Origin of the sequence: Bizionia paragorgiae, assembly GCF_900107625.1 — a bacterium.
In the GTDB taxonomy this organism is placed as follows: domain Bacteria; phylum Bacteroidota; class Bacteroidia; order Flavobacteriales; family Flavobacteriaceae; genus Bizionia; species Bizionia paragorgiae.
Map to the genome: position 1 here is coordinate 125,700 of NZ_FNQK01000004.1, position 23,753 is coordinate 149,452.

Sequence of the window (23,753 nt, forward strand, 5' to 3'; positions counted from 1 at the left end):
GAAAATAATTTAAATTTAAAACAAAGACTTTTTTAAGTACTGACGCTCGCACATTTAAATCAATACAGACGTAGTGGAGCCCGACTACATGGCGGTTATACAGCGCAATCTCAAGGCCTTAATTTCCATTTAAGTAATCATATTTCATAATTTCATCAAATTCATCGTCAATATTTTCATCGAATTTTAAATTATAAAGCATCCATTCATCTTTGCTTTTATAATATTTGAAAATAAATCGTAATGGTTGCCTATCATATTTAACCAAATACACAGAGACTTTAAGACTTTTTCCAAGAGATTTATCTGTCAGTTTTTCAAATCCGTTGTATTCGCCCATAAGGTTTGCATATTCCCTTAATTGAAATTTGACTTTTTCCGTTCCATCTTTATTTTCTCCCATCCATTTATTAGTTCCGAAAATAAAGTCGAATGCCTCATCTGTATTAGATTCATACATTTTGAAGAATTTTGAAGTCAATTCATCAGTTGAATTTTGTCCAAAAGTAATTGAGGTAACTAAAATCAGACTTAAGAGTACTATTGTTTTTCTCATCTTGTAGGTTTTCTTTGGTTTGGTTATATTTTACTTCGTTTTAAGCGTATTACAGTCTTATATTAATCTTTCCATAGGGTGAACGTTTGTCACAATTTGTCCTAAAAGAGTCATTGTTATTCTATACTAATAATACGCTGTGCTTACGACAGTCGTTTAAGTCATAACGCTTGTAATATAGGAATTACAGTGTATCTATTACTGTAAAAAATCGTAATGAGAGGAAAATAATTTATGCTTAGTACTTCTGTAACCCCATAAACAACACTTTGACACGAGCTCTTTAAAAACCCATCGTGAGTTTTACCCACTAAAATCCCCTACTCCTCTTAACTCAGCCCCCATTAAACAATCTCGATAGTACTATAGCCCGAGCCCATTTTTTCGAGTTTAATTTGTGTGGTAATCCGTTCTTTTAGGGCTTCGACATGCAATTTACAGCGTGAAAAAATTCAGCTTAATCCGAAATTGGAGAAAAAAAAACAACATTATGGTTTATCTTAAAACCACAATGTTGTTAATATATTTCCAGGTATTCACCTTAATGTCGTGCCGTTTTTAAGGACTACTACTTACCCTCTTCTTAACACGTAACGGCTAATTATCCTTTATCTGATTTTTGTATTACTCCTGCTTTTAATAACTCTACATCACCTGGAGTCGCATTTCGAAAGTTGCTGTAAGATGCTGGAAATCCTTTAACGGTTATTTTTGAGTTAGAACCTTTAGTCTCTATATCGAAACTAGGCTCTATTAATATATCTGCATTCGATTTTTTTAAAGCTTCTCCTATTACCTTATTTTTAATTGCTTCTGAGGCTTCTTTTCCTAGAAACTCTAAAGTCGCAGAAACCTTTTCTTGTTTAACATTTAAATCTGCAACTACAGGAATATGCATTACTGTACCATACACATCTAAACTTTTTGCTGTTGATGATTTTGTTACACTACAAGAAGTTATCACTGATGACAACATTAAACCTAAAATAATTTTCTTCATTTTGTTTTTGTTTAAAATATACCTACTCCCGTTTTACGTCTTTTTTCGGCTTGTTCCGACTCTATTTATAACAATACAGTACACAGCCTATCCGACACATAAAGCAATCGCTTTACGTGTATGAACTGTTATAAAAATTATTAATTAGCAGGGCTAAAATAAAAATTAGAAAACAGTTATTACTGTAAAAAATCGTAACAAGAAAAAATAATTATAATTAAATTGGAAGGCCTCTCAATAATTTAACATCACCATAGCTAAACTTACAGGGTTTACTGAACATTATACGCAAAGAATACTATTAAAAATCACCTTTTCAATCTAATTTCTATAATAAAAACAAACTCAAAAAGGCAACTTTGAAGCCCCAAAAACAATGCTTTAAGAATAATAAAAAAGTTAACCAATGCTACTGAAGCAAAATTTAAAATAACAGCTATTAATTTGCAAACTTTTCAGTTGCCTTCTTAACATTATTTTGTTGTAATAAATAGAATGAATACCCAAATTGTAATCTAGAATAATTCATATTTATATTATCAAACTCACTAGTCATTTTGTAACGAACAAAAAGTCTCCCTGTTTGTGATAAATTTAAATTCATTCCAACACTAACGGTATTCAACCAACGGTTTTTAGGAACCGTATTCGTTTTATCTAAAGATACTAATTTCACATTATCGTCAAAAATATCAAACCAAGACAGCTTATTAGCTATTGTAAAATTCAATCTTTTTTCGGGTAACAATACTATTTTTGCCTCAATAGGAACTTCCATATTATTTAGATATCTTTCTATATAATTTATATTTTCAATATCTTTTAATTCTTGAACAGTTGTTGTTTCACCATAGTGCTTGATTCCGGAACGTCCAAAAAGAAATCCTGCATCTATAGTAAGATTCATTTTGGTATTAGGGTTCTCAAATGTTAATATATTTAAGTTACCTCCAATAGCAAAAATACGGTGCTGATGCATTGAAATAAGTGTAAAAAACGGACTGACTATCGAAGAAGAAACTTCATCGTCTATAAAATTTTGAGGTTTTAAAAACTTATTACTTTGTTCTATTTTTGAAAACTCAAAAAACACATCAAAATATTGTGCGATTCCATAACCCGGAAAAGCCCACTTCACTTTACTCCACATGTCATGCCTTCGTGTATTCAAATTAAATCTCTTTTTAATTTCTGTTTGAATTTTACCATTTGGATTCCCTTCGTCAAACATAGCCAATAAGTCACTGTAAACTTGAGCTTCAAATAACTTAGTTGTTTCATCCTTATATAAATTTGCATGATCATTATCTGGAGACAACCTTACTAATTGAGTAGCCGGACTAATATCGTTGGAATTTACGTCAATAATTTCTTCGTAATTAATCACATCACCTAACTTAACTCTATAATAGTCTTCTTCCCCTTTAATATTATATTTATACATGGAATAGAGTACAACATTTTTGAGTTGTTTTACATTACGGACAGAGCTTATCCCTATCGAATATATATTTCTAAAAACCACTTCTTCATCATTAATTATTCCTTTCAACATTATTTTCTCTATAAACCCATCATAAAAGGTGAAATCAGCTTGATAATCCTTAAGCTCTCCGAAATTACGTGGTTCCTCATTATTATTTTCTTTTCCTAAAACAGGTATATTTTTTCTCAAGGAAACAATTGCAATTAGAGGTTTTACATTATCAACTCTCAATTCAGTGATTAATTGTCCGTAAACAAAGCTGACCAAGTGCTTTACAGACTCCTTGTCTCCTTGGGTTTTTAAAGTTATAGTGTTATCACTAAGAAGTTCAGATAGCGCACTCTCTAATTTATTATCGAATTCCTCAAAGCTAAGAGGTTTAATTTTAAAGGTTTTTGAAGTACTATTCAAAAGTAGTTTAAATTCAAAAATTCCATTAGAAGAAGGCATCACTTGAATCAAAATATCTTCAGCAAATAAAGATTCCTGACTTACAAACGCCTTCACGTATTCCGAAGGTAATGTAGTGGTTTGTGCATAATTATGGCAAGTAACAAATACTAATAAAGCCCAGAAGATTTTTTTCATAATAATTAGGTTAGTTGGTTAGTAGTACAATACATTTTAAGCAATCGTAACTATTCCACGATAGAAACTTAAAACTCATTTTATATTGCCATAAACAACGGCTAACGTAATAGAAAAAAAGTAGAATGACTGATAGTCAATTGATTAATAGCTCTTACAAGATAGTAAATTTTAATAAAAATTTTGTATTAACATTAAAAATACTACAAATTAAGTATTGAAATAAAACCTTAGCCCCCTAACTCAGCACCCCCTAAACAATCTCTATAGTACTATAGCCCGAGCCCATTTTTTCGAGTTTAATTTGTGTGGTTATCCGTTCTTTTAGGGCTTCGACATGCGAGATCACCCCTATAGACTTATCGCCTTCATTTTGCATTTTCTCTAAAATGGTAATGGCTTGGTTTAGTGTTTCCGGATCTAAAGTCCCAAAGCCTTCATCGATAAAAATAGACTCTATTTTTACGTTCTTAGCGGCGAGGTCCGACAAGGCAAAGGCCATTGCCAAACTCACCATAAAGGTTTCACCTCCAGACAGGGTATTAATGGTTCTTCTGGCATCACCCTGATGCCTGTCTAACACTTTTAAGGCATCGTTTTTATCGGCTTCAGCGGCCGTAGGGATATCCAAAATATAGCGATCACTCAAGTCTTTTAAGCGTAAATTGGTATAGCCTATTAATTGCTCTAGGGTTAAATCTTGAACAAAATTCGAAAACTTTTTACCGTTAGCATCCCCAATCAGGCTGTTCATGGTTTTCCATAGGCGCTCCTCCTTTTTTAGCGTCTTTAATTTTTCTAGAAGTTCTTCTTGCTTGGCTTTAATTTTTTTATCGGTTTCTAATCGGGTTAGAATCACACCTATCTGTTGGTTTGTACGCGCGGATTCCTCCTCGAGTGAAGTATATTTGTTTTGAAGCTCCTCTAAGCTATCTTCCGTGGTGATTGCTTTTTTAAACCCTTCTAGTTCTTTTAAGGCGGCAGTCTGCTCTGTTTTTAAACGCTCTTGTTTTAATTGCAGAGTGTTTTGCTGACGGCGGATGTTTTCGGCTTGGCTTTCACTAAGGATATTGGCTTTTAACTCCTGAAGGCTGTCTATACCCTCCTGTTTCAGAATGTCTTTTAGCACCGTTTCAAAAGCGGATCGCTTTTTAGAGACCTCTTCAATTTTAGCGTTAAGTGTGGCTATGGTTTTTGTGGTATGACTTCGGTTTTGTGTGTTTGCCGACCATCGGTTTAGCAGTGTCTGAATGGTCTCCTGAAGTCCGTCGCCTTCATAAAGCGCCTTTCTTTTACTTTCCTTCTCTGCTTTTAACCTGGTCTTTTCTTCCCACAGTTTGACTGATGCTTTTAGATCTGTAATAAGATCACGCAAATGCAGTGCTTTTTTTATCTGAGCAAGTTTTTTAGAGTCCTCCAAAAACTGAGCTTCTAAGCTTTCGATAGCGGCACTGGTTTTTACTGTTGCAACCTCGAGGCTAGCACATAGTTTCTCTATAGCGGTGGCTTTAGGCTGCAGCGCTTTTTTAGCTTCTAACAATTCTTTTTGAAGTCGTTTACTGGTTGCCTGATCGTTTTTTAATAGCGCTTGAGTGGATGCTTTTAACTCGCGTTTTGCATGTAACAGCTCCTTTTTAGTGCGTAACACATCGGCTTTCACATCAAAAACCGGCTGTTGAGAAGCAAAAGGGTGATCTAGGGCACCACAAAGTGGACAAGCCTCACCGTCTACCAATTGGTTACGGTGGGCTTCTAAACTTTGATGTGTTTTGCGGTGCTCCTCCGCTTTGGTGAGTTTGGTAACCTCAGCATCTAATACAGGAAGTTCCTTATCTAAGTCTTTTAAAATAGCACTGTGTTTTACCACCTGCGCCTCACTTCCTTTTAATTCTGTTTCCTTGCTTTGCTTTTGCTGGAGCTCCGATTGGTACTTGGTGAAAGCAACTTTTAGGCTACCAACGGCTGCCAAGCTCTCATTTACTTTGTTTTCTCTTGCTTCTAATTGGTGCGTCGTATCTACCTGAGCGGTTTTTAAAAAGCCTAGCACTTTATTTTCTACGGGAGTAATACCTGTTACAAATGTACTGGGTTGCCCATTGAAAGGAATTCTCACCGTATCTTTATTAATATCACCGAGTAACTTTTTAATAGCATCCTCATAGAGTTTTGCTTCGGTTTTTGCTAATTCCTCATCTTTTTTTAAGTTTGAATACTTGGTGTTTAATGTATTTAAAGCCTGATTAAATTCGCTAGGCTCTACCGGTTTTTTTAAAAGTGTTGTCGCTTGCTGAAGCAAATCGTTATAGTCTTTTAACACCGTTTTTTCATGTGCTGTTTGCTTGCTAAGCTCTTCGGTATGTTCTTTAAGCGCTTTATCCTTTTGTTCGTAATCGGAAATCAGCGGTGTATGCACCACGTATTTCGCGTGTTTTTGTAATCGGGATTCCTCTTTTTTAAACGCGTCTAGGTCTTTTGCTAATTGTTTCTGAAGGTTGTTATTGGTCTTTAAAACCAATTCATTTTTAAGGATCCCTTTTTTATTATCGATCTCAGCTTTTAAAACTTCAAGGGCTTTTTTCTGCGTTGTTTTTGCTTTTGTCAACTCCCTTTCCTGGGCGATCAGTTTGGTTTTCTCTTCTTCCGGGAGTAATTCCACTTCTTCTAAACGCACCTCCTGAGTTTCGCGAGCGACTTTAGCATCCTTAAATTTTCTGTACACGGCGATACCTATCGCTCTATAATCTTTAGCCCCCGTAATATCCTCTAGCAGTTTGTTGCGCTCATCGCGTTTCGCTTTTAGCAATTTACTAAACTGACCTTGAGATAATACAATGGCTTTTACAAACTGGTCGTAACTCAACCCTATAAGCGCTTCGTTTTTTGCAGGAACCGATGACTTGCCACTGTCGATAATAGCACCCGTTGCCACATCAGTTATCTCTTGCTTACGGTCTTTTAAATTGTTGTTTCTATTGCGTTCTATAGACCAGTGTGAGCGGTAGGTTTTCCCTTCCACGATATACTCGACTTCCGCATAGCAGTCGGTAGCATTTCGAGTCATTATCCCCCCTTGGTCTTCTATAACCGTTTCGGTAATAGCGCCAATACGAGGTACTTTATTAAACAGCGCAAGGGTAATAACATCTAAAAGCGTCGATTTCCCAGAACCTGTCGCTCCGGTTATTGCGAAGAGTCCACTCTCGGCCAAAGGTCCAGAAGAAAAATCGATATGATGTTCGCCACGTAGCGAATGAATGTTTTTAAAACTGATTTTACTGATTTTCATAACTACAACTTACAGGTTTAGGTCTTCTAAAATTTGACGAAAGGCATTTTTTAAAGCTTCGGTGTCTTCCTGGCTACCATCCATTTCCAACTTTTTCTCGAACATTTCCATGGGCGTCACATCGGCAACACTTATCCCTGGTTGAAATCCTTCGGAAGCACCACGGACTTTATTTGTAAACATCAATTTTGTTTTTACAATCTCGAGATACTCACTATCGAAGTTCTCTACCAAAGCATCCAAATCTTGTCGCGTTTGAATATTTTCATCGGCTTCGGTAACACTAATTTCCGCTAGGGACCGCAGTGGGGTCTCATGATTATAATTTTGTAATTGTGAGCTCACGTCGTCTAGAGTCCCCTGAAAAGTGACTAAATTTCTAAATTTCGGAATCGGTAGAATGGTGACCTCCATAGATTCCCCATCGGTAGAAATGATATTGACTTGCTTGGTTTCTTCCTTTTCACTAAAGCTTAAAGCTACTGGTGACCCGGAGTAGTAGATGTGTTTGGATGCCGATACAGGATACGGCTTATGAATGTGTCCCAAAGCCACATAGTTGGGGTCATCGCCAAAAATACTACCGCTAACTCCGGCTTGATTTCCTATTTGAATGTCTCTCATACTTTCTGAAACATGAGCTCCCTGAACATATAAATGTCCCATAACAATAAAGAAGGTATCGGGATAATGGGTTTTATAATAAGCGTTCACATTAGAGTAATAGGTTTCTAATCCGCCTTTAATCTGCGCTATTTTATCACTATAAGATTCTCCGGCTACCGATTTTCGGATATCCCGATCTTTTAAAAAAGGTACAGCAGCCACCACCACGCGCTGGTCGTCTTTAGTATATTCAAAAAACAAATCGCTAATAGCTTCTGGTGCTCCACCAACCACATCCACATCCAAAACACTTAAAATGTCTTTAGGAGCGTTTAATACCGAAGCGGAATCGTGATTCCCCCCAGTAATAAGCAGTTTACAATCGGTTCCTAGCATCCGTTTTAAAAAACTGTAATACTGTTTTAATGAGGCTTGCGAGGGATTGGCTTGATCAAACACATCTCCAGAGACTAAAAGTAAGTCTATGTTCTGTTCTTTTATGGTCTTTAGTAGCCAATCGAAAAACAAATCGATATCTTGAGATAAATCGGTTTTGTGCAACTGCTTACCAATATGCCAGTCTGAGGTGTGTAGTATATTCATATAACTATTAAGTCTTGTAATCTCGTGTTTTGGGTTGATTGCTATCGCTAGTACGTTATAAGGTGTTGACTGCGGACCTACAAAATTATCAATAATTATATATTCTGTCCTGAAACCATCACTTTATTGTACTACTGAATTGCTCCTGTTTTCAAAAATAGGATTTACTAGGTAATTAACTTCAATTTTAATAAGGAATAGCTACCGACTTTAAAGAATTAAGGAATGTAACACTTCTTATTCCGATTAATTTACACCATAAAACTAAAAAAGGACGCCAATGATTGGCGTCCTTATATCTCATTTTATAAAAAACAAGCTCAACTTCTAATACATATATTGCAGACCAATAATATCATCACTATCAAATTCTCCATTTTCATTAGAGCTAAAACAAGCCACCATAATAGAGTTAGGGTTGTATCCTGAAGATGTCCCTGGAATGGCGATAGCGCCTACACCAGCTGTACCTTCATTTGTATTTTGACCACAACTTTGTCTGGTATTCCAATCGGTATGTCTAAAACCTACGGAATGCCCGATTTCATGTGTGATTACGTGCTCTACAACATTGGTGTCATAATTATCTAGACCATGAATTTGCACGTACTTATATGGTTTTCCATTACTAGGAAAACCTGCCGATCCTCCTGCTCCAGATTGATTAGGGTTATGGTATACTACCATATCTTTATTTTGGTAATCGGTACCAAAACTAAGCGTAAATGATATAGACACCCCACTTAAGTTATTGTAATTATTTACCGCCCATTGTAGCGCCGTTTTTTCTTTAGTAGAAAGTCCTTGACCACCACCACCGGTATATCCGATAATAGAAATATTTCTACCATAAGACACGAGATTATTGGTACGATAATTTCTATCGGTAACCCCCATTCCAATGTTAAGGTCCATTATTTGCTTCTCGCTCATAATAATATCTTCTTCTACCTGATACATCTCTTTAGTGGAACCGTCAGGCAATAGAAAGTCAATTTTCTTTACACCATCGGTATTCATATAAAACTCTGCTAGTTTGTTGATAATAACCTCAGGAACTTCGGTAGACTCTGATAAATCTAAGGTGTTAATTTCCGATTCGTTAAGATCTTCTTTCTGACACGACTGAAAAAACAAGCCTGATGAAATAATTGCTATTATAAGTATTCTATAATTTTTCATTTTATTTTAGGGAATTTAATTATTAATTAATGACCTGTTTACGTAAACAATAAGCATAATTCATCACTACCAGTTGTTTATAAATGAGAACTGACAAACTATGATTTTAGAATAAATTTATTTCTTGACCAAATGTACTATTTATAAAATAAATCGATTACGGCAAAAACCGTAATCCACAACAATTCTGTTAAAATCATGAATAAAACCCATTGTTTTAGCTAATAAAATAATTTATAATTAACACGTACACTTTTGCCATAACCTTCTAAAGGTTGAGAACTAGCCTATAAGTGGCTGTGTTATTAAATAATATAAACCGATGAAACATTTATTATGATCTTCTATAAATCGTAGCTCGTAATACTGTACTTATTTAGCGTAGGGATTCTAGCTCCTTTAAAATTAGAGGCATGCTTTTTTTAGCTTCTTCGTAGCCCATTTGATAGATAAGGGCTGCTTTCTTCATATCGAAAGTATTGTAGCTGTCCAACGCTTGAGGAAGAATGATACGGTTACAGTGATCTAGTTTTTGAAGCGAGGTATAACTGGTAGCAATTTCATACACCCGCTCCATCACATTTAAGGTATTGGTTATGTGTTTTGCTTCGGTATCCTTTATCGGGTTAACGTAAGACCCTAAAATATAATCGCATTTATTAAGTAGGGGTTCTATAGGGAAGTTATTAATCACCCCACCATCTACATAAAGGTCATCACCAATTTTATAGGGTGAAAATACTAAAGGAAAAGCTGACGATGACAGGATAGTATCTACCAATGGGCCTTTACTAAAAATCCGTGTCTGTCCCTTTATTAGATCCGTAGCATTAATAAACAAGGTTATGGGAAGCGACTCGTAGGTATCGACATCAAAAAAGGTTTGAAATTGCGCTTTAAAACGTGCCAAATCGATTAACCCCGGTTTTCCAAAGGCGAAATTAGAAAAACTAAAAAGCGAAACCTTTTGAAAAATAGCGAAGATCTCATCGGCTGTTTTCCCAGAAGCATATAGAGCCCCTACCATAGCCCCAGCACTACATCCTGAAATACAATCCGGGTAAATATCATGCTCTTCTAAAGCTTTTAGTAACCCGATATGAGCCACACCTTTAACACCTCCACCTGATAATACTAATCCTATTTTATAGGGATTCATAAGCCTAATTTTATGGTATACCTGTTTATGAATAAGTCCGTTAACGTCAACAGTATTTTTTTATTTGCGACGGCACACGTATTGAAAACCCGCTGCAGAACGCAAGCTGTAATAATCGAGTACAATATCCGACCAATAGTTGAGTTGCACAAAAAATTGTACTATGAAAATAGAACTAAACCAAGTGGTAATATTTCAAAATAAATGTTTTTAAGACTGAACAACCTATTCCATATCCCTTGTTTAAACTATCGTGATATGTATGATATACAAAATACTACACATCCATTTAATCATGTAGACTAATATCAAAATATATAAGGGATTTTTAAAAATAAACAAAAGCGTGCAATAGCACAATGCAACAATTCCCTTTACCCAACAAAAAAGCCTTCTAAATAGAAGGCTTTTTTTATAGTATTAGGTATGTATCATTAGATAACTAACTAAGTTTAGCCACTAACAGCTCTAGATTAAGCGTTGTTTGTTCGCCTGTAGCCATATTTTTTAGGGTAAAGCTGTTGTTCTTAAGCTCCTCTTCACCCACCAACACAACAAATGGAATAGCACGTCTGTTAGCGTAATTCATCTGCTTTTTCATTTTTGCTGCATCAGGATACAATTCGGCATTCACAGCATGTTCGCGTAGACTTTGGACTGCTTTTAAGCACGCTAAGGCTTCATTATCACCAAAATTAATAAATAAGACTTCTGTAGATTTAGTTATGGTATCTGGAAACAGGTTCAATTCTTCAAGCACCAAATAGATACGATCGAGTCCGAAACTAATTCCTACCCCACTCACATTTTTAAGTCCGAAGATCCCCGTTAAATCATCATAGCGACCACCGCCACCAATAGAGCCCATTTTGACGCCTTTAGGTGCAGCCACTTCAAAAATAGCACCGGTATAGTAATTCAATCCGCGTGCAAGGGTCACATCCAACTGCAGGGTTGCCGTTTTTAATCCTAAAGCACTAATGGTTTTATTAATAGTGCTTAATTCTTCAATCCCTTTCGCGCCTTCTTCCGAAGTACTTAAAATACCTTTTAAACTGTCGATCTGCGATTCGAAAGACCCAGAAATACTAAAAAGCGGTTGCAGCTTTTCTATGCCCTCTTGAGAAATCCCTTTGGCAAGCATTTCTTCTTTTACTTTCTCCTCTCCTATTTTGTCTAGCTTATCTAAAGCCACAGTAAAATCGATAAGCTTATCGCTAGCACCAATGACTTCTGCAATACCAGATAGTATTTTTCGGTTGTTGATTTTAATGGTTACCCCTTCTAATTTTAAAGCAGAAAACACGTGGTCATACAACTGGATAAACTCCACTTCTTGCAATAAAGAATCACTACCAACCACATCGGCATCACACTGATAGAACTCTCTAAAACGTCCTTTTTGCGGACGGTCGGCTCTCCAAACCGGTTGAATTTGGTAGCGTTTAAACGGGAATTCAATCTCGTTTTGATGTTGTACCACGTAACGCGCAAAAGGCACAGTTAAATCGTAGCGCAAAGCCTTCTCTGAGATCTTTGGCGTCGTGGCATTCGAGTTTTTTTCACGGTATAGCGCATCATCCACTTTAGATAAATAATCACCAGAATTTAAAATCTTAAAAATTAAGCGATCGCCTTCCTCGCCATACTTTCCCATCAAGGTATCGGAATTCTCAAAACTCGGTGTTTCTATCGGTTGAAATCCGAAACGTTCAAACTGAGATTTTATCGTACTAAAAATATAATTTCTTTTAGCCACTTGTTCGGGGTTAAAATCTCTTGTGCCTTTAGGTATACTTGGTTTCTGTGCCATATCAAGGTCCTGAAAACAGGATGTTAATTTTAATTTATACTAGTAACAACACGTGGCGACCAAGGGCCGACAAACGCGTGTTTTGTTTTACAAAAATAATCGTTTTTAATGAGACTTATTTACGTCTTATTTCACTTTTTAGAATACGTCGGCTATCACATTAACGGGTCGCAGTATTAATTGATAAGCTTATACATATAATTGTACAGCTCCCCTTTAGTAATATTAGCGCCTTGCTGAATTAAAGTGAATTTATCAAGGTTGCGTTCTTCCGAATACGCTTTATGCGCTTGAACAAACTCCACACGATCATCCATTAAGTTTTCACGCAGCCAATTAAAGCCTTCTGTAGTACTTAAATCGACATCACTTTTCACTTTGATACCAATAAGATGCATTTGATCTTCGTTTAAAGCAAACAAGTGAATGCTTTGTGGTGAGATATGCTCTAAATATTTCGCTTGATTTAGAACGCCTTCCCAAATTAAATCGCTAAACACATCTAATTCTAATTCGGCAACTTCCGGTTTATTCTTTTTTAGTTCTTCCCACTCGCTTGCCGTAATGGTTTGCGAGGCTAGGAAATTTATAAACTCTTGGTGTAATTCTTCAAATTGTTCTTTGGTCAATCTTGCGTATTTCATCTAAAAAATAATTGCGTTTTGTTTTACGTTTTAATTGCTTTTGTATGGTATTACTCAATCAGTTGTAATGCTTTTGCCGCTGCAAAAGGACGATCGGTAGCAAAGACATCGACCCCTTTTTTATGCCACACTTTATATAAACTATCCCCCCTAGCTTCGGCTTGCTTATCTAAGTTTCCTAAAGTCCCTAAGATGGTTTTAATCCCTTCCTTATGAATGGCTTTAAAAAGATCGTCCGACGATAAGCGGGTTCCTGTAAAAGCCAACAGATTTTGACTCGGAATAGACGAGTTTAAAATGCGATTAAACTCCTTCATATTTCGTGCTGACACAGATAGTAATAAGTCGGGCGCTAATTTATAAGCCGCTAGTGCTTGTTGCATGTCATAGGTGATAATAACACAAACATCTTCTGCTTGTTCTGCTCTAATAGCAGCGATAACACTTTTAATACCCACACTTTTTTTAATATCAACCGTTAACACCACGTTATTGGCTTTTGCCCATTTTAAGACCTCCGAAAACAAAGGGATTTTATAGGGCGTCACTTTGCCATAATCATCTTTTAAATGATAAGCAAGCACCTCGTTATAGGTCTGATTAATTAGTGATCCTGTTCCTGTTGTTGTGCGGTCTATACTAGAATCGTGTAAGAGCACAAGAACATCATCTTTTGTTTTCGCAACATCAATCTCAAAGATGGCTGAGATACTATCACTCACGTATTTTAGGGTCTCCAAACTGTTCTCTGGATAGTTTTTTAAGCCTTTACCTCCGCGGTGAACACTAATTATAGGGTCCTGGCCTTCCTTATATTTAAAGGTCTGGAGTAACACCGATGGTTTTACCTCTGGTGTTTGAGTGATTTGTGTGTCGCTAATGGTTTTTGGTTCGTTTTTACACGCCAATAACCCCAAAACGGCAACGATTACATATAAATATCTCATGACTTTTTTAAATTAAAGGTACCCAGAAAAATGGATATAAAAAATGCGCTTCTAAATTTTAGAAGCGCATTTAAAAATCAGATTGTAAAATCTGTTAGTGTTTTGTATTAAGCTTGCGCTGCTACAACTTCGAATTCTAAGTCAACAGTTACTTCTCTGTGTAAACGAATAATGGCATTGTATTTACCAGTACGTTTTACAGCTCCACCAATAACATTGATGTATTTTTTCTCTATTGATTGTCCTTCTTTTGCTATTGCTTCAGCAACATCAATGTTGTTTACAGAACCAAATAATTTGTCTCCTGCTCCAACTTTAGAAGCTATTTTAATATCTAAAGCTTTAAGTGCATCTGCAACTTTGTTAGCTTCTTCAACTATTTTTTGTTCTTTATAGGCACGTTGCTTTAAGTTTTCAGCTAAAACTTTCTTTGCAGAAGCTGTAGCTAAAATAGCACTACCTGTAGGAATTAAAAAGTTTCTACCATAACCGTTCTTAACCGTTACAACATCGTCTTTAAATCCTAAATTTTCAACGTCTTGTTTTAATATAAGTTCCATAGTTACTGGTATTTTATTTTAATAAATCTGTTACGTAAGGTAATAACGCTAAGTGACGCGCTCTTTTTACTGCTACAGATACTTTTCTTTGGTACTTTAAAGAAGTTCCTGTTAAACGTCTTGGTAAAATTTTACCTTGCTCGTTAATAAAACCTAATAACCAATCTGCATCTTTATAATCTACGTATTTAATACCAGATTTTTGGAAACGACAGTACTTTTTAGCCTTATTAGTTTCTATATTTAAAGGAGTTAAATATCTGATTTCTCCTTCTTTTTTTCCTTTTGCTTGTTGTTCTATAGATGCCATAATTATGCTTTTTGTTTTAATTTAGCTCTTCTTCTCTCAGCCCACGAAATCGCATGCTTGTCTAAAGTAACTGTTAAGTAACGCATAAAACGCTCATCACGTCTAAACTCAATTTCTAAAGGTTTGATAACTTCACCTTCTACTTGGTACTCAAATAAGTGGTAGAATCCACTTTTTTTGTTCTGAATTGGGTATGCTAACTTCTTTAAGCCCCAATCTTCTTTTGATACCATCTTAGCTCCTCTAGAAACAAGAAAATCTTCGTATTTCTGTACTGTTTCCTTTATCTGAGTTTCAGATAAAACGGGATTTAAGATGAAAACAGTTTCATAATGATTCATAAAAATCTATTTTATTGTTAAATTGGGTGCAAAAATACTTATTATTATTAAATAACACAACATTATTTTAAATTAAAAACAGAGGTTTTTTAGCTCTTAATTTTATGTTAACAAAAACACTTTATCGACCTTTCTTGTTTTTTATCCCAATATTTTGTACTATTGTCGATACCTAAACCAAAATATTCAAATCGCTATGACTTTAAATTGTGTAGTAGTTGATGATTCAGCAATACAAAGACTGTCAATTGTAAAATTAATAGAAAACCACAAGGCCCTAAATCTTATTTCTGAATATAGCAGTGCGTTAGAAACCAAAAACGGACTTAATAATCATAAAGTAGATCTTATTTTTCTAGATATTGAAATGCCTGTCTTAAACGGTTTCGAGCTGTTGGACGTGTTGCATAATAAACCTCAAATTATTTTCGTTACCGGAAAAACTGAATATGCATTCAAAGCTTTCGATTACGATGCCACCGATTATTTACAGAAGCCTATTACTAAAGACCGATTTAACCAAGCGGTTGAAAAAGCTATAGAGCAACATAAATTAAAACTGGATTATACCGAGGCCGAAGGGGAACATATTTTTGTAAAAAGCAACCTTAAAAAACGTAAGGTATATATTAAGGACATAAAATGGATTGAAGCTCTGGGAGATTATGTGAAACTAGTTACCGAAGACACCTCTCTAGTTGTACTATCTACAATGAAGGCTTTTGAACAGGAGTTACCGGAAGGTAAGTTTTTACGAATCCATAAATCGTACATCGTTAACTTAGATAAAGTCGATCGTTTTAATAGTAAAAATGTAGAAGTTGGCGCTTTTGAAATTCCTTTAAGCCGAAACAAGAAAACCGTACTGGTTGATGCTTTAAATAATATTTAAAGTCTTTACATCATAACACCGTCTTATTCATCCTACTCCCGCGAGTGGGATTTTTTATTTGTAAACCCTTCACTAAAGAACTCCGTACAGAACACACCTTCTAGTCTTTAGTAATTGTCCACATTAATAATAACGCGTACAGGTCTAAAGTTTTTAACGGCATTAAAACTTGTATTAATTTTATGTATTGCTTCCTTCGTTTTACTTAACGACTGTTGCTGCGGAATCTTAATTAAGATGTTTTTATTATACTGATTACGGATTCGGGATACCGGAGGGAATTCGGGTCCTAAAATATTAGCTTTAAACACCTGTCGCAATGATTTTGCAAACCACTCACTCGCCATATCCACACGTTCGTAGTCGCGATGACGCAAAGTGATTTTTATTAACCTATAAAACGGAGGGTATTTAAAGTTATAGCGTTCTTGTAGCTGCTCTTCGAACATGGCTTTATAATCGTTAGTCGATACTTGCTGAACAATTTTATGATATGGGTCGTACGTCTGAATGAGTACTTTACCTCTCTTTTTTGTTCGCCCTGCCCTACCCGCTACTTGTAGCATCAATTGAAAACTGCGTTCGTGGGCTCTAAAATCCGGAAAATTAATCATATTATCGGCATTCATAATCCCCACCAAACTCACATTCCTAAAGTCCAAGCCTTTTGTCAGCATTTGCGTCCCTACTAGAATATCAATTTCTTGCTGCTCCAAGGCCGTAATAATTTTTTCGTAGCCATACTTCCCGCGGGTGGTATCTAAATCCATACGGCCAGTATTATACTTTGGAAAAAGCGTCTTTAGTTCCGCTTCAATCTGCTCGGTACCAAAACCTTTAGAGTTTAAATCCTTTACCCCACAAGCTAGACATTTTACTTGCATAGCCATGGTATAACCACAGTAGTGACAACGCAATTGATTGCGGTACTGGTGATAGGTTAAACTCACATCACAATTGGTACATTGTGGCGAGTGGCCACAGGTATTACACTCCACAATTGGCGAATACCCGCGTCGGTTTTGAAACAAAATAACTTGATGTCCCTCGTCTAACGCCGCTTGAATCTCCTCGATCATTCTATCGCTAAAATGACCTTTCATACGTTTCTTTTTGTGCTTCTCTTTTATATCTACCAGCTCAATTTCCGGCATTTGAACATTATTATAGCGCCTGTTGATTTCGACAAGTCCATACTTATTTTCTTTCGCATTATAATAACTTTCTAAGCTTGGTGTCGCACTTCCTAACAACGTCTTTCCCTGATGAATATGCGCTAATACAATAGCGGTATCTCGGGCGTGGTAACGCGGTGCTGGGTCAAATTGCTTAAAGGACTGCTCGTGCTCTTCATCAACGATAATTAGCCCCAAGTCGTTAAATGGCAGAAAAATGGATGAGCGTGCACCCAAAACTATCCGCGCTTTTGGCGAATCGTTTAACACATTGTTCCATACTTCTACCCGTTCATGAGGTGAATATTTACTATGGAAAACCGCCACCTGCTCTCCGAAATAATCTTGCAGTCGCGATACCAGCTGTGTGGTTAGTGCGATTTCAGGAAGCAAATACAAGACTTGCTTATTCTCCTTGAGTACTTCCTCGATAAGCTTGACATACACCTCGGTTTTCCCCGATGATGTTACGCCGTGAAGCAAGACCGTTTTTTGGGTTTTAAAGGACTCCGTAATCTGCTGTAAAGCAATTTCCTGATAGTCATTTAAAGCTTTTGATGCTTCTTGTTCTTCACCATCATACTCCACCCGATCGGTCTTAATATGGTATTCTTCAAGAATAGCTTTATCGATAAGGGTTTTTATTATAGCTGACGAGCCTCCACTAGCCTCTACCAAATCGCTAACCTTAATCGGTTTTTTAGATTTGGCGCTAAGCGTAAACAAAGTAAACACCACTTCGCGTTGCTTAGGCGCACGGCTTAACGTCTCAAGCAATTCTGTTAATGCCGATTCGGAAGTGTAACTCGCATGGAGTTTTACGTATCTTACGTATTTGGGTTTGTATTTTTCGTAGACTTCTTGTTCTACGGTAACCGCTTCTTTTTCAATTAAGCGCTTAATAATAGGAAGTACATTTTTCTTATTTAAAATACTAGAGACTTCTTGTATTTTTAATGCCGATTGCTGACTGAGTGCTTCATAGACCAGAAACTCATCGTCTTTTAAGTCCGCGTCATTAATTACAGTCGTTTTGTTTAAACTGACTATAGTTTCACTTTCTAAAATAAAAGCATTGGGAAGGGCGGCACGCATAACCTCTCCAATAGTACACATATAATACTTAGAGATCCATTGCCATAATTCGATTTGCTTCTCGTTTACGATGGGCGCTTCATCTAAAATTTGATGAATCTCTTTAGCCTCATATACTACCGGTGGAGTGTTGTGAATATACCCCACAATACCCGTGTATATTTTTGATTTACCAAAAGGTACAGACACACGCATTCCTTTTTTTAAAAACGTAGATTCCGCTTGGGTGATGCTATACGTAAATAAATTCTCTATCGGAATTGGTAAAATAATATCTACGAAATGCACAGTAAAAGCAAGGTGTTTTTAATGATTGTAATACGAACTATACCTAAATAAATACCCGTTTTAGTTTACGCGTTCCCAGTATTGTGTAGAGTATAAAAAGGCAATATACCCACGCACTTGAAGTACATTTTTATCGTCTGTTAACCCTAAACGACAGGTGTACTCCTTACCTTTTGTAGGGTCGAAAATAGTACCTTCTTTATAATACTTTCCGCTTTTCTCCATGTTTTTAATGATCTCCAATCCTAAAATCGGACGGCCTTTGTCGGCACCTTCACATTTATCACAAACAGCGTCTTGTTTATTTTTATTTAAAATTTCCACAATCTTTCCGAAGACCTGACCATTCTTTTTATAAATCTCTACGATACTTTTAGCTTCGCCAGTTTCGTCATCGATAGTTTTCCATTTTCCAAGAATATCTTGAGAGAAACTTGAAAATGACATGAATAGGGCTGCAATAAGAATAATTTTTTTCATTTTTTTTGATGTGTTTTTCGTAGTCTAATTAATGACATATTTAATTCAAATCCTAATAAAAGAATATTTGCGTTTAACCACAAGTAAAATAACAAAATTAACAAGGCCCCGATAGAGCCATACAATTTGTTATAATTTGAAAACTCTTCGATATAAACCCCAAACAAATAAGAGGTTAGCATTGTTAATAGCGTTGTAAGCAAGGCACCAGCAGAAAAGAACCTTGAGTTTTTACCTTCTTTAGTACCAAAATAATATAAGGTTGCCGTCGCTACATAAGTCATAATAACAAAAAAAGCATACTGGGCAAACTTAGCCCAAAAGCCGGTCTCCCGTCGCGTTTCATAGCCATAGCTATCAAAAACCTCCATTAAGTTATCGACCACATAAATTTGAAAATACCCTAAAACCGCTACGGTAAGTATTAATAAAAATGCCAATATTAAAGCCACACCTAGAGCGTATAGGTATTGCTTAAAAAAGGATCTTAAAAGCTGTTCGTGGTAGGAGTTTTCGAAGGCTACAAATAAGGCACTTACCCCATTGGCCATTAAAATAATAGCGATTAAAAATACCGTTGATATCAATCCGCTTTTTGTATTACTTCCTTTTAAATTCTCAAAAATATTATCGTGAAAAAACTCGGTAGTCGTTGGTGGTAAAACCGATTCTAAAAATGCTAAGAAGTCGTTTTCAAACCCATTAATAGGCACATAGGGAATGACAATAATAATAAAAAGCAAAAAGGGAAACAGCGCCATAAAAAAACTATAGGCAATAGCACTAGCACGTGCTGTAAGCGCACCTTTAGCGACTCCTATAACATACAGTTCTAGTAGATCGTAAAGCGACAAACCTTCTAAACCGGGCAGTTTTACCCTGTCTAACAGACTTACCAAGTTGCTAATTACGGGTATTTTACTCAGTTTATCTTCTATTTCTTGCGACATGCCTCGGGGCCCTTTAAATCGAACTATTCGACTGCTTTTAAACTTAAATCCATATTATAAACAGAGTGTGTTAGCGCACCAGAAGAAATATAATCGACACCACAAAGTGCGTAATCGCGAATAGTCTCCTCGTTTATACCTCCTGAACTTTCTGTTAAACAGGTGTCTCCAATTAATTGTACAGCCTTGCGTGTATCTTCGTAGTTAAAATTATCGATTAGAATTCTATAAACGCCATCGGTTTTTAAGATTTCCTCAATTTCTTGTAGGTTACGCGCTTCTACAATAATTTTCAAATCACGGTTAGTTTCTTTTAGGTAGTCCTTGGTTTTTTCAATGGCTTGCGTAATTCCTCCTGCAAAATCTATATGGTTATCTTTTAGCATGATCATATCATACAAAGCAAAACGGTGATTTTCTCCACCCCCAATTTTTACGGCCCATTTTTCTAAAGCCCTAATCCCAGGAGTTGTTTTTCGGGTATCTAATATTTTTGTCCCCGTACCTTCCAACAAATCAACAAACTGCTTTGTTTTGGTTGCAATAGCACTCATACGCTGCATGGCATTAAGTACTAAGCGTTCGGCTTTTAAAATGGATTGCGATTTACCTTGTACATAAAATACAATATCGCCGTATTTTACTGGTGATCCCTCTTCGATTAAAGTCTCCACTTTTAACTCCGGATCGACATAATTAAACACTTGTTTTGCAAAGGCTATCCCCGCAATCACCCCCTGGTCTTTTACTAAAAGCTTCGCTTTTCCAGTGGCAGATTCAGGTATACAAGCTAAGGAACTATGGTCTCCATCACCAACATCCTCGCGAATAGCATTGGCTATTATTAACTCTATTTCTTTATCGAATTGTGCTTTACTAATCATGATTTTTTTCTTTCCTGCTAAAGTAATAAATTGATTGGCGTTTTTTGAATAATTAGTATAGTTTAGCGACAAATGGGTAAAAAATCAGCTTATAATACGATGCTAGTAAACTCAAAGCCTCAAAATATGGGGCAGCAGACCCTATACTGTTCGGACTAATGCCTACTCGAACTGCTTACCTCGGACTAGCGGTAATCGCTATTTTGCGAATGGTATTAAAAAAAACGGCGGCAAGTTTGCTTGTAGCGTCCTTAATATCTATAAATTTGCACTTGAGGTCCGTTTATAAACGTCGTTTTATAGAAAACGAATAGATCTTGGGGTGTTTTGGGGCCTTTAAATGTACTCAAGCTAAAAAAGGAGCGCGCTTCTTTAATGCACCTACTAACGAAAAGAATATGTTACACATTAAAAGCAGTGTTTTTAAATGACTATAAAACTTATCGCCATTGGTAAAACCGACAGCAAACAATTACAAGCATTAATCGATGATTATTGTAAGCGCTTAGGCTTTTATATCAAGTTTAATTTAGAGATAATCCCTGATATTAAAAACGCCAAAAACCTAAGTGAAGCCCAACAAAAACAAAAAGAGGGCGAACTTATTTTAGCAAAAATAAACGCTACGGACGCGCTTATTTTATTGGATGAGAACGGCAAGCAAATGGACTCTGTAGGTTTTTCTAACTATTTACAAAAGCATATGAATTCTGGTATCAAGCAAGTGGTATTCGTTATCGGCGGTCCTTACGGATTTAGCGAAGACGTCTACCAGCAAGCCAAAGGAAAAATTTCTTTATCAAAAATGACGTTTTCACATCAAATGGTCCGTTTATTTATCATCGAACAATTGTACAGAGGATTTACTATTTTAAGAAATGAACCTTATCATCACCGGTAATTGCCCTAACCTTTTTACTGATTCTAACACAACCCATTACATCCTATGAAAATCGTATTCGCCACCAATAATAAAAACAAAATAAAAGAAGTTCAAGCATTAATACCACAGCACATCACCCTTTTGAGCCTAGAAGATATTGGATGTTTGGAGGAGGTGCCAGAAACACAACCTACAATTGAAGGTAATGCCTTGCAAAAAGCGCAGTATATAAAAGACCATTACAATTACGATTGTTTTGCCGATGACACCGGATTGGAAGTTACCGCTTTAAATGGAGAGCCTGGTGTGTTTTCTGCACGCTATGCCGGAGAGCAACGCAACTCGGACGATAATATGAACAAGGTGTTATCTAAGTTAGAAGTGCATAGCAATCGCAATGCTCAATTTAAAACAGTTATTGCTCTTCAGTTAAACGGTACAGTAAAAACATTTACAGGAATTTGCGAAGGAGAAATCACCACGACTAAACAGGGTGATAAAGGCTTTGGTTACGACCCTATTTTTAAACCTCAAGGCTACAGCAAAACATTCGCTGAATTGGATTTAGACATAAAAAATAAAATCGGTCATCGCGGTAAAGCCGTAAGTGCTCTTATTGATTATTTAAGTTCTCTATAACAATCTTTAACAAATACTTAATCATCTTTTATTTTATTGAAAATATCTTTGCCTAAAATTTTTAGACATGTTTCAGTTATTAAAAAATAAGAGCAAACTAAATGCGTTAAAACGAGAATACACCAAGCTTATTGAAGACTCTAAGGCCTTACCTCCTTCAGAAAAAATTGAAAAGCAAAAAATGCTCGAAGAAGCTAGAATGCTATTAAACCAATTGGACGTATTAACAAAACGCTAGACTTACAGTTCTTCTTTTAAAACTGAAATAACATAGTCTATCTCTTCCACTGTATTGTATTTACTAAATGAAAAGCGAATGGATGGTTTTTGTAAATCAGCCTCACACAAAATTTCATTTAATACGTGAGAGCCTAAGCTGCTCCCACTCTGGCAAGCACTACCTTTAGAACAGGCAATTCCTTTTAAGTCCAGTTTAAACAGTAGAATTTGTCCTTTTTCTGGAGATACCGGTAAACACACACTCAATACGGTATACGTACTTTTCTCAAGGTTATCGGACTCCCCATTAAACAGAACGCCCGGAACATGTGTTCTTAACTGCTCAATAAAATAAGACTTTAAACCGGTGATATACTCACGCTCTTCATCAAGGTTCGCATAAGCTAATTTTAAAGCTTCTTCCAATCCTAAAATATTGTGAATAGATTCCGTTCCCGCTCGTACGCCACGCTCTTGCTCCCCTCCAAAGATTAAACCTTTAACATTCGATTTTTTCCTTACAAAAGCAAAACCTACGCCTTTAGGGCCATGAAATTTATGCGCACTAACTGCAAGGAAATCTAGAGGTATCTCCTGTAAATCTATACGATAATGCCCTACCGACTGGACGGTATCACTATGAAAAAGAGCGTTATGGGCTTTGCACAATTCGGCAACGCGTTTTAGGTCTAAAATCGTACCGATCTCGTTATTAATATGCATTAAACTCACCATGGCTTTGTTAGGTACGTTTAGTAATTGCTCTAGGTGATTTAAATCGACATTCCCTTTACTATCTAACTTAACATATTCCACAATCACCCCATACTCCTTTTTCAACTGGTCTAAAGTGTGTAAAACCGCATGGTGCTCGACTTTCGAGGTAATAATAGTTTTTACTTCCAAGTCCCTAACAGCACTTCTCAAAGCTAAATTATCGGCTTCCGTTCCTCCTGAAGTAAAGACAATTTCGGAAGCAGTCACATTAAATTGTTTGGCTATGGTTTTTCGTGCGTTTTCAATTATAGACTTCGCAGAACGTCCAAAACTATGTGTTGACGAAGGGTTACCATAACTCTCTCGCATTACTGTGGTCATTTTTTCAATAACCTCCTCTCGAATCATAGTGGTTGCTGCACTATCAAAATATACGTGTTTCATTGTTTT

The 23,753-nt window shown here is 36.2% G+C and carries 22 protein-coding genes; 4 read left to right on the forward strand and 18 right to left on the reverse strand.

The window, feature by feature from the left end:
• Nucleotides 1-118: 118 nt before the first annotated feature.
• From BLV64_RS03940 to rpsF, 13 genes are all read right to left on the reverse strand, one after another.
• Nucleotides 119-556 carry a hypothetical protein gene (locus BLV64_RS03940; protein ID WP_092132732.1) on the reverse strand — a complete coding sequence of 146 codons (438 nt, stop codon included), beginning with the start codon at nt 554-556 and terminating at the stop codon, nt 119-121.
• A 601-nt stretch (nt 557-1,157) separates the two neighbouring features.
• Complete coding sequence (locus BLV64_RS03945) at nt 1,158-1,556, reverse strand: hypothetical protein (RefSeq protein WP_092132735.1); 399 nt, start codon at nt 1,554-1,556, stop codon at nt 1,158-1,160.
• Nucleotides 1,557-1,995: 439 nt separating this feature from the next.
• The gene (locus BLV64_RS03950) at nt 1,996-3,630 is read right to left on the reverse strand and encodes a hypothetical protein (protein ID WP_092132738.1); all 1,635 of its coding nucleotides are present in this window, start codon (nt 3,628-3,630) and stop codon (nt 1,996-1,998) included.
• Between the two features lie 253 nt (nt 3,631-3,883).
• A complete protein-coding gene (locus tag BLV64_RS03955) occupies nt 3,884-6,916 on the reverse strand; it encodes an AAA family ATPase (protein ID WP_092132741.1) in 3,033 nt (1,010 codons plus the stop codon).
• Nucleotides 6,917-6,925: 9 nt separating this feature from the next.
• Nucleotides 6,926-8,125, reverse strand: a complete 1,200-nt coding sequence (sbcD, locus tag BLV64_RS03960) for an exonuclease SbcCD subunit D C-terminal domain-containing protein (RefSeq protein WP_092132744.1) — start codon at nt 8,123-8,125, stop codon at nt 6,926-6,928.
• Nucleotides 8,126-8,452: 327 nt separating this feature from the next.
• Nucleotides 8,453-9,307 carry a M57 family metalloprotease gene (locus BLV64_RS03965; RefSeq protein ID WP_092132747.1) on the reverse strand — a complete coding sequence of 285 codons (855 nt, stop codon included), beginning with the start codon at nt 9,305-9,307 and terminating at the stop codon, nt 8,453-8,455.
• Nucleotides 9,308-9,683: 376 nt separating this feature from the next.
• On the reverse strand, nt 9,684-10,466 hold the full coding sequence (locus tag BLV64_RS03970) for a patatin-like phospholipase family protein (RefSeq protein WP_092132750.1): 783 nt from the start codon (nt 10,464-10,466) through the stop codon (nt 9,684-9,686).
• Nucleotides 10,467-10,908: 442 nt separating this feature from the next.
• Entirely contained in the window at nt 10,909-12,279 is a 1,371-nt protein-coding gene (gene hisS, locus BLV64_RS03975; protein WP_092132752.1) for a histidine--tRNA ligase, read from the reverse strand.
• Between the two features lie 176 nt (nt 12,280-12,455).
• The gene (locus BLV64_RS03980) at nt 12,456-12,923 is read right to left on the reverse strand and encodes a DUF6495 family protein (RefSeq protein ID WP_092132755.1); all 468 of its coding nucleotides are present in this window, start codon (nt 12,921-12,923) and stop codon (nt 12,456-12,458) included.
• Between the two features lie 50 nt (nt 12,924-12,973).
• Complete coding sequence (locus tag BLV64_RS03985) at nt 12,974-13,870, reverse strand: glycerophosphodiester phosphodiesterase family protein (RefSeq protein WP_092132758.1); 897 nt, start codon at nt 13,868-13,870, stop codon at nt 12,974-12,976.
• Nucleotides 13,871-13,977: 107 nt separating this feature from the next.
• A complete protein-coding gene (rplI, locus tag BLV64_RS03990; RefSeq protein ID WP_092132760.1) occupies nt 13,978-14,430 on the reverse strand; it encodes a 50S ribosomal protein L9 in 453 nt (150 codons plus the stop codon).
• A gap of 13 nt (nt 14,431-14,443) precedes the next feature.
• Nucleotides 14,444-14,743 carry a 30S ribosomal protein S18 gene (gene rpsR, locus BLV64_RS03995; protein ID WP_177165293.1) on the reverse strand — a complete coding sequence of 100 codons (300 nt, stop codon included), beginning with the start codon at nt 14,741-14,743 and terminating at the stop codon, nt 14,444-14,446.
• On the reverse strand, nt 14,743-15,081 hold the full coding sequence (gene rpsF / locus BLV64_RS04000) for a 30S ribosomal protein S6 (RefSeq protein ID WP_092132766.1): 339 nt from the start codon (nt 15,079-15,081) through the stop codon (nt 14,743-14,745). The genes rpsR and rpsF overlap by 1 nt, the downstream gene beginning before the upstream one ends.
• A gap of 196 nt (nt 15,082-15,277) precedes the next feature.
• Here rpsF and BLV64_RS04005 point away from each other — a divergent pair, with 196 nt between their 5' ends.
• On the forward strand, nt 15,278-15,973 hold the full coding sequence (locus BLV64_RS04005) for a LytR/AlgR family response regulator transcription factor (RefSeq protein ID WP_092132768.1): 696 nt from the start codon (nt 15,278-15,280) through the stop codon (nt 15,971-15,973).
• Nucleotides 15,974-16,080: 107 nt separating this feature from the next.
• Here the strand turns inward: BLV64_RS04005 and priA are convergent, their stop codons facing one another.
• Genes priA through nadC form a run of 4 tightly spaced genes read right to left on the reverse strand, consistent with a single transcriptional unit; the run spans nt 16,081 to nt 20,845 of the window.
• Nucleotides 16,081-18,531: a replication restart helicase PriA gene (priA, locus tag BLV64_RS04010; protein ID WP_092132771.1), complete on the reverse strand. Its 2,451-nt coding sequence runs from the start codon at nt 18,529-18,531 to the stop codon at nt 16,081-16,083.
• Nucleotides 18,532-18,591: 60 nt separating this feature from the next.
• Complete coding sequence (locus BLV64_RS04015; RefSeq protein ID WP_092132774.1) at nt 18,592-19,011, reverse strand: DUF2147 domain-containing protein; 420 nt, start codon at nt 19,009-19,011, stop codon at nt 18,592-18,594.
• Nucleotides 19,008-19,961, reverse strand: a complete 954-nt coding sequence (locus tag BLV64_RS04020; RefSeq protein WP_092132777.1) for a YihY/virulence factor BrkB family protein — start codon at nt 19,959-19,961, stop codon at nt 19,008-19,010. The genes BLV64_RS04015 and BLV64_RS04020 overlap by 4 nt, the downstream gene beginning before the upstream one ends.
• 23 nt (nt 19,962-19,984) lie before the next feature.
• Nucleotides 19,985-20,845, reverse strand: a complete 861-nt coding sequence (nadC, locus tag BLV64_RS04025) for a carboxylating nicotinate-nucleotide diphosphorylase (protein WP_092132780.1) — start codon at nt 20,843-20,845, stop codon at nt 19,985-19,987.
• A 427-nt stretch (nt 20,846-21,272) separates the two neighbouring features.
• On the opposite strand from nadC, the gene rlmH reads away from it, so the two are divergent.
• The 3 genes from rlmH (at nt 21,273) to BLV64_RS14520 (ending at nt 22,605) form a co-directional block, all read left to right on the forward strand.
• Nucleotides 21,273-21,746, forward strand: coding sequence for a 23S rRNA (pseudouridine(1915)-N(3))-methyltransferase RlmH (gene rlmH / locus BLV64_RS04030; RefSeq protein ID WP_092132783.1), 474 nt, complete (start codon nt 21,273-21,275; stop codon nt 21,744-21,746).
• A 45-nt stretch (nt 21,747-21,791) separates the two neighbouring features.
• A complete protein-coding gene (locus tag BLV64_RS04035; protein ID WP_092132786.1) occupies nt 21,792-22,367 on the forward strand; it encodes a non-canonical purine NTP diphosphatase in 576 nt (191 codons plus the stop codon).
• Between the two features lie 67 nt (nt 22,368-22,434).
• Nucleotides 22,435-22,605 (forward strand): hypothetical protein, encoded by a 171-nt coding sequence (locus BLV64_RS14520; protein ID WP_177165291.1) that lies wholly within the window; start codon nt 22,435-22,437, stop codon nt 22,603-22,605.
• A gap of 2 nt (nt 22,606-22,607) precedes the next feature.
• Here the strand turns inward: BLV64_RS14520 and BLV64_RS04040 are convergent, their stop codons facing one another.
• Complete coding sequence (locus tag BLV64_RS04040; RefSeq protein WP_092132789.1) at nt 22,608-23,747, reverse strand: cysteine desulfurase family protein; 1,140 nt, start codon at nt 23,745-23,747, stop codon at nt 22,608-22,610.
• Nucleotides 23,748-23,753: the final 6 nt, after the last annotated feature.

Coding starts and splice junctions, on each gene's coding strand:
- BLV64_RS03940 (WP_092132732.1), bottom strand. CDS start 556: ATGAGAAAAACAATAGTACTCTTAAGTCTGATTTTAGTTACCTCAATT.
- BLV64_RS03945 (WP_092132735.1), bottom strand. CDS start 1,556: ATGAAGAAAATTATTTTAGGTTTAATGTTGTCATCAGTGATAACTTCT.
- BLV64_RS03950 (WP_092132738.1), bottom strand. CDS start 3,630: ATGAAAAAAATCTTCTGGGCTTTATTAGTATTTGTTACTTGCCATAAT.
- BLV64_RS03955 (WP_092132741.1), bottom strand. CDS start 6,916: ATGAAAATCAGTAAAATCAGTTTTAAAAACATTCATTCGCTACGTGGC.
- sbcD (WP_092132744.1), bottom strand. CDS start 8,125: ATGAATATACTACACACCTCAGACTGGCATATTGGTAAGCAGTTGCAC.
- BLV64_RS03965 (WP_092132747.1), bottom strand. CDS start 9,307: ATGAAAAATTATAGAATACTTATAATAGCAATTATTTCATCAGGCTTG.
- BLV64_RS03970 (WP_092132750.1), bottom strand. CDS start 10,466: ATGAATCCCTATAAAATAGGATTAGTATTATCAGGTGGAGGTGTTAAA.
- hisS (WP_092132752.1), bottom strand. CDS start 12,279: ATGGCACAGAAACCAAGTATACCTAAAGGCACAAGAGATTTTAACCCC.
- BLV64_RS03980 (WP_092132755.1), bottom strand. CDS start 12,923: ATGAAATACGCAAGATTGACCAAAGAACAATTTGAAGAATTACACCAA.
- BLV64_RS03985 (WP_092132758.1), bottom strand. CDS start 13,870: ATGAGATATTTATATGTAATCGTTGCCGTTTTGGGGTTATTGGCGTGT.
- rplI (WP_092132760.1), bottom strand. CDS start 14,430: ATGGAACTTATATTAAAACAAGACGTTGAAAATTTAGGATTTAAAGAC.
- rpsF (WP_092132766.1), bottom strand. CDS start 15,081: ATGAATCATTATGAAACTGTTTTCATCTTAAATCCCGTTTTATCTGAA.
- BLV64_RS04005 (WP_092132768.1), top strand. CDS start 15,278: ATGACTTTAAATTGTGTAGTAGTTGATGATTCAGCAATACAAAGACTG.
- BLV64_RS04015 (WP_092132774.1), bottom strand. CDS start 19,011: ATGAAAAAAATTATTCTTATTGCAGCCCTATTCATGTCATTTTCAAGT.
- BLV64_RS04020 (WP_092132777.1), bottom strand. CDS start 19,961: ATGTCGCAAGAAATAGAAGATAAACTGAGTAAAATACCCGTAATTAGC.
- nadC (WP_092132780.1), bottom strand. CDS start 20,845: ATGATTAGTAAAGCACAATTCGATAAAGAAATAGAGTTAATAATAGCC.
- rlmH (WP_092132783.1), top strand. CDS start 21,273: ATGACTATAAAACTTATCGCCATTGGTAAAACCGACAGCAAACAATTA.
- BLV64_RS04035 (WP_092132786.1), top strand. CDS start 21,792: ATGAAAATCGTATTCGCCACCAATAATAAAAACAAAATAAAAGAAGTT.
- BLV64_RS14520 (WP_177165291.1), top strand. CDS start 22,435: ATGTTTCAGTTATTAAAAAATAAGAGCAAACTAAATGCGTTAAAACGA.
- BLV64_RS04040 (WP_092132789.1), bottom strand. CDS start 23,747: ATGAAACACGTATATTTTGATAGTGCAGCAACCACTATGATTCGAGAG.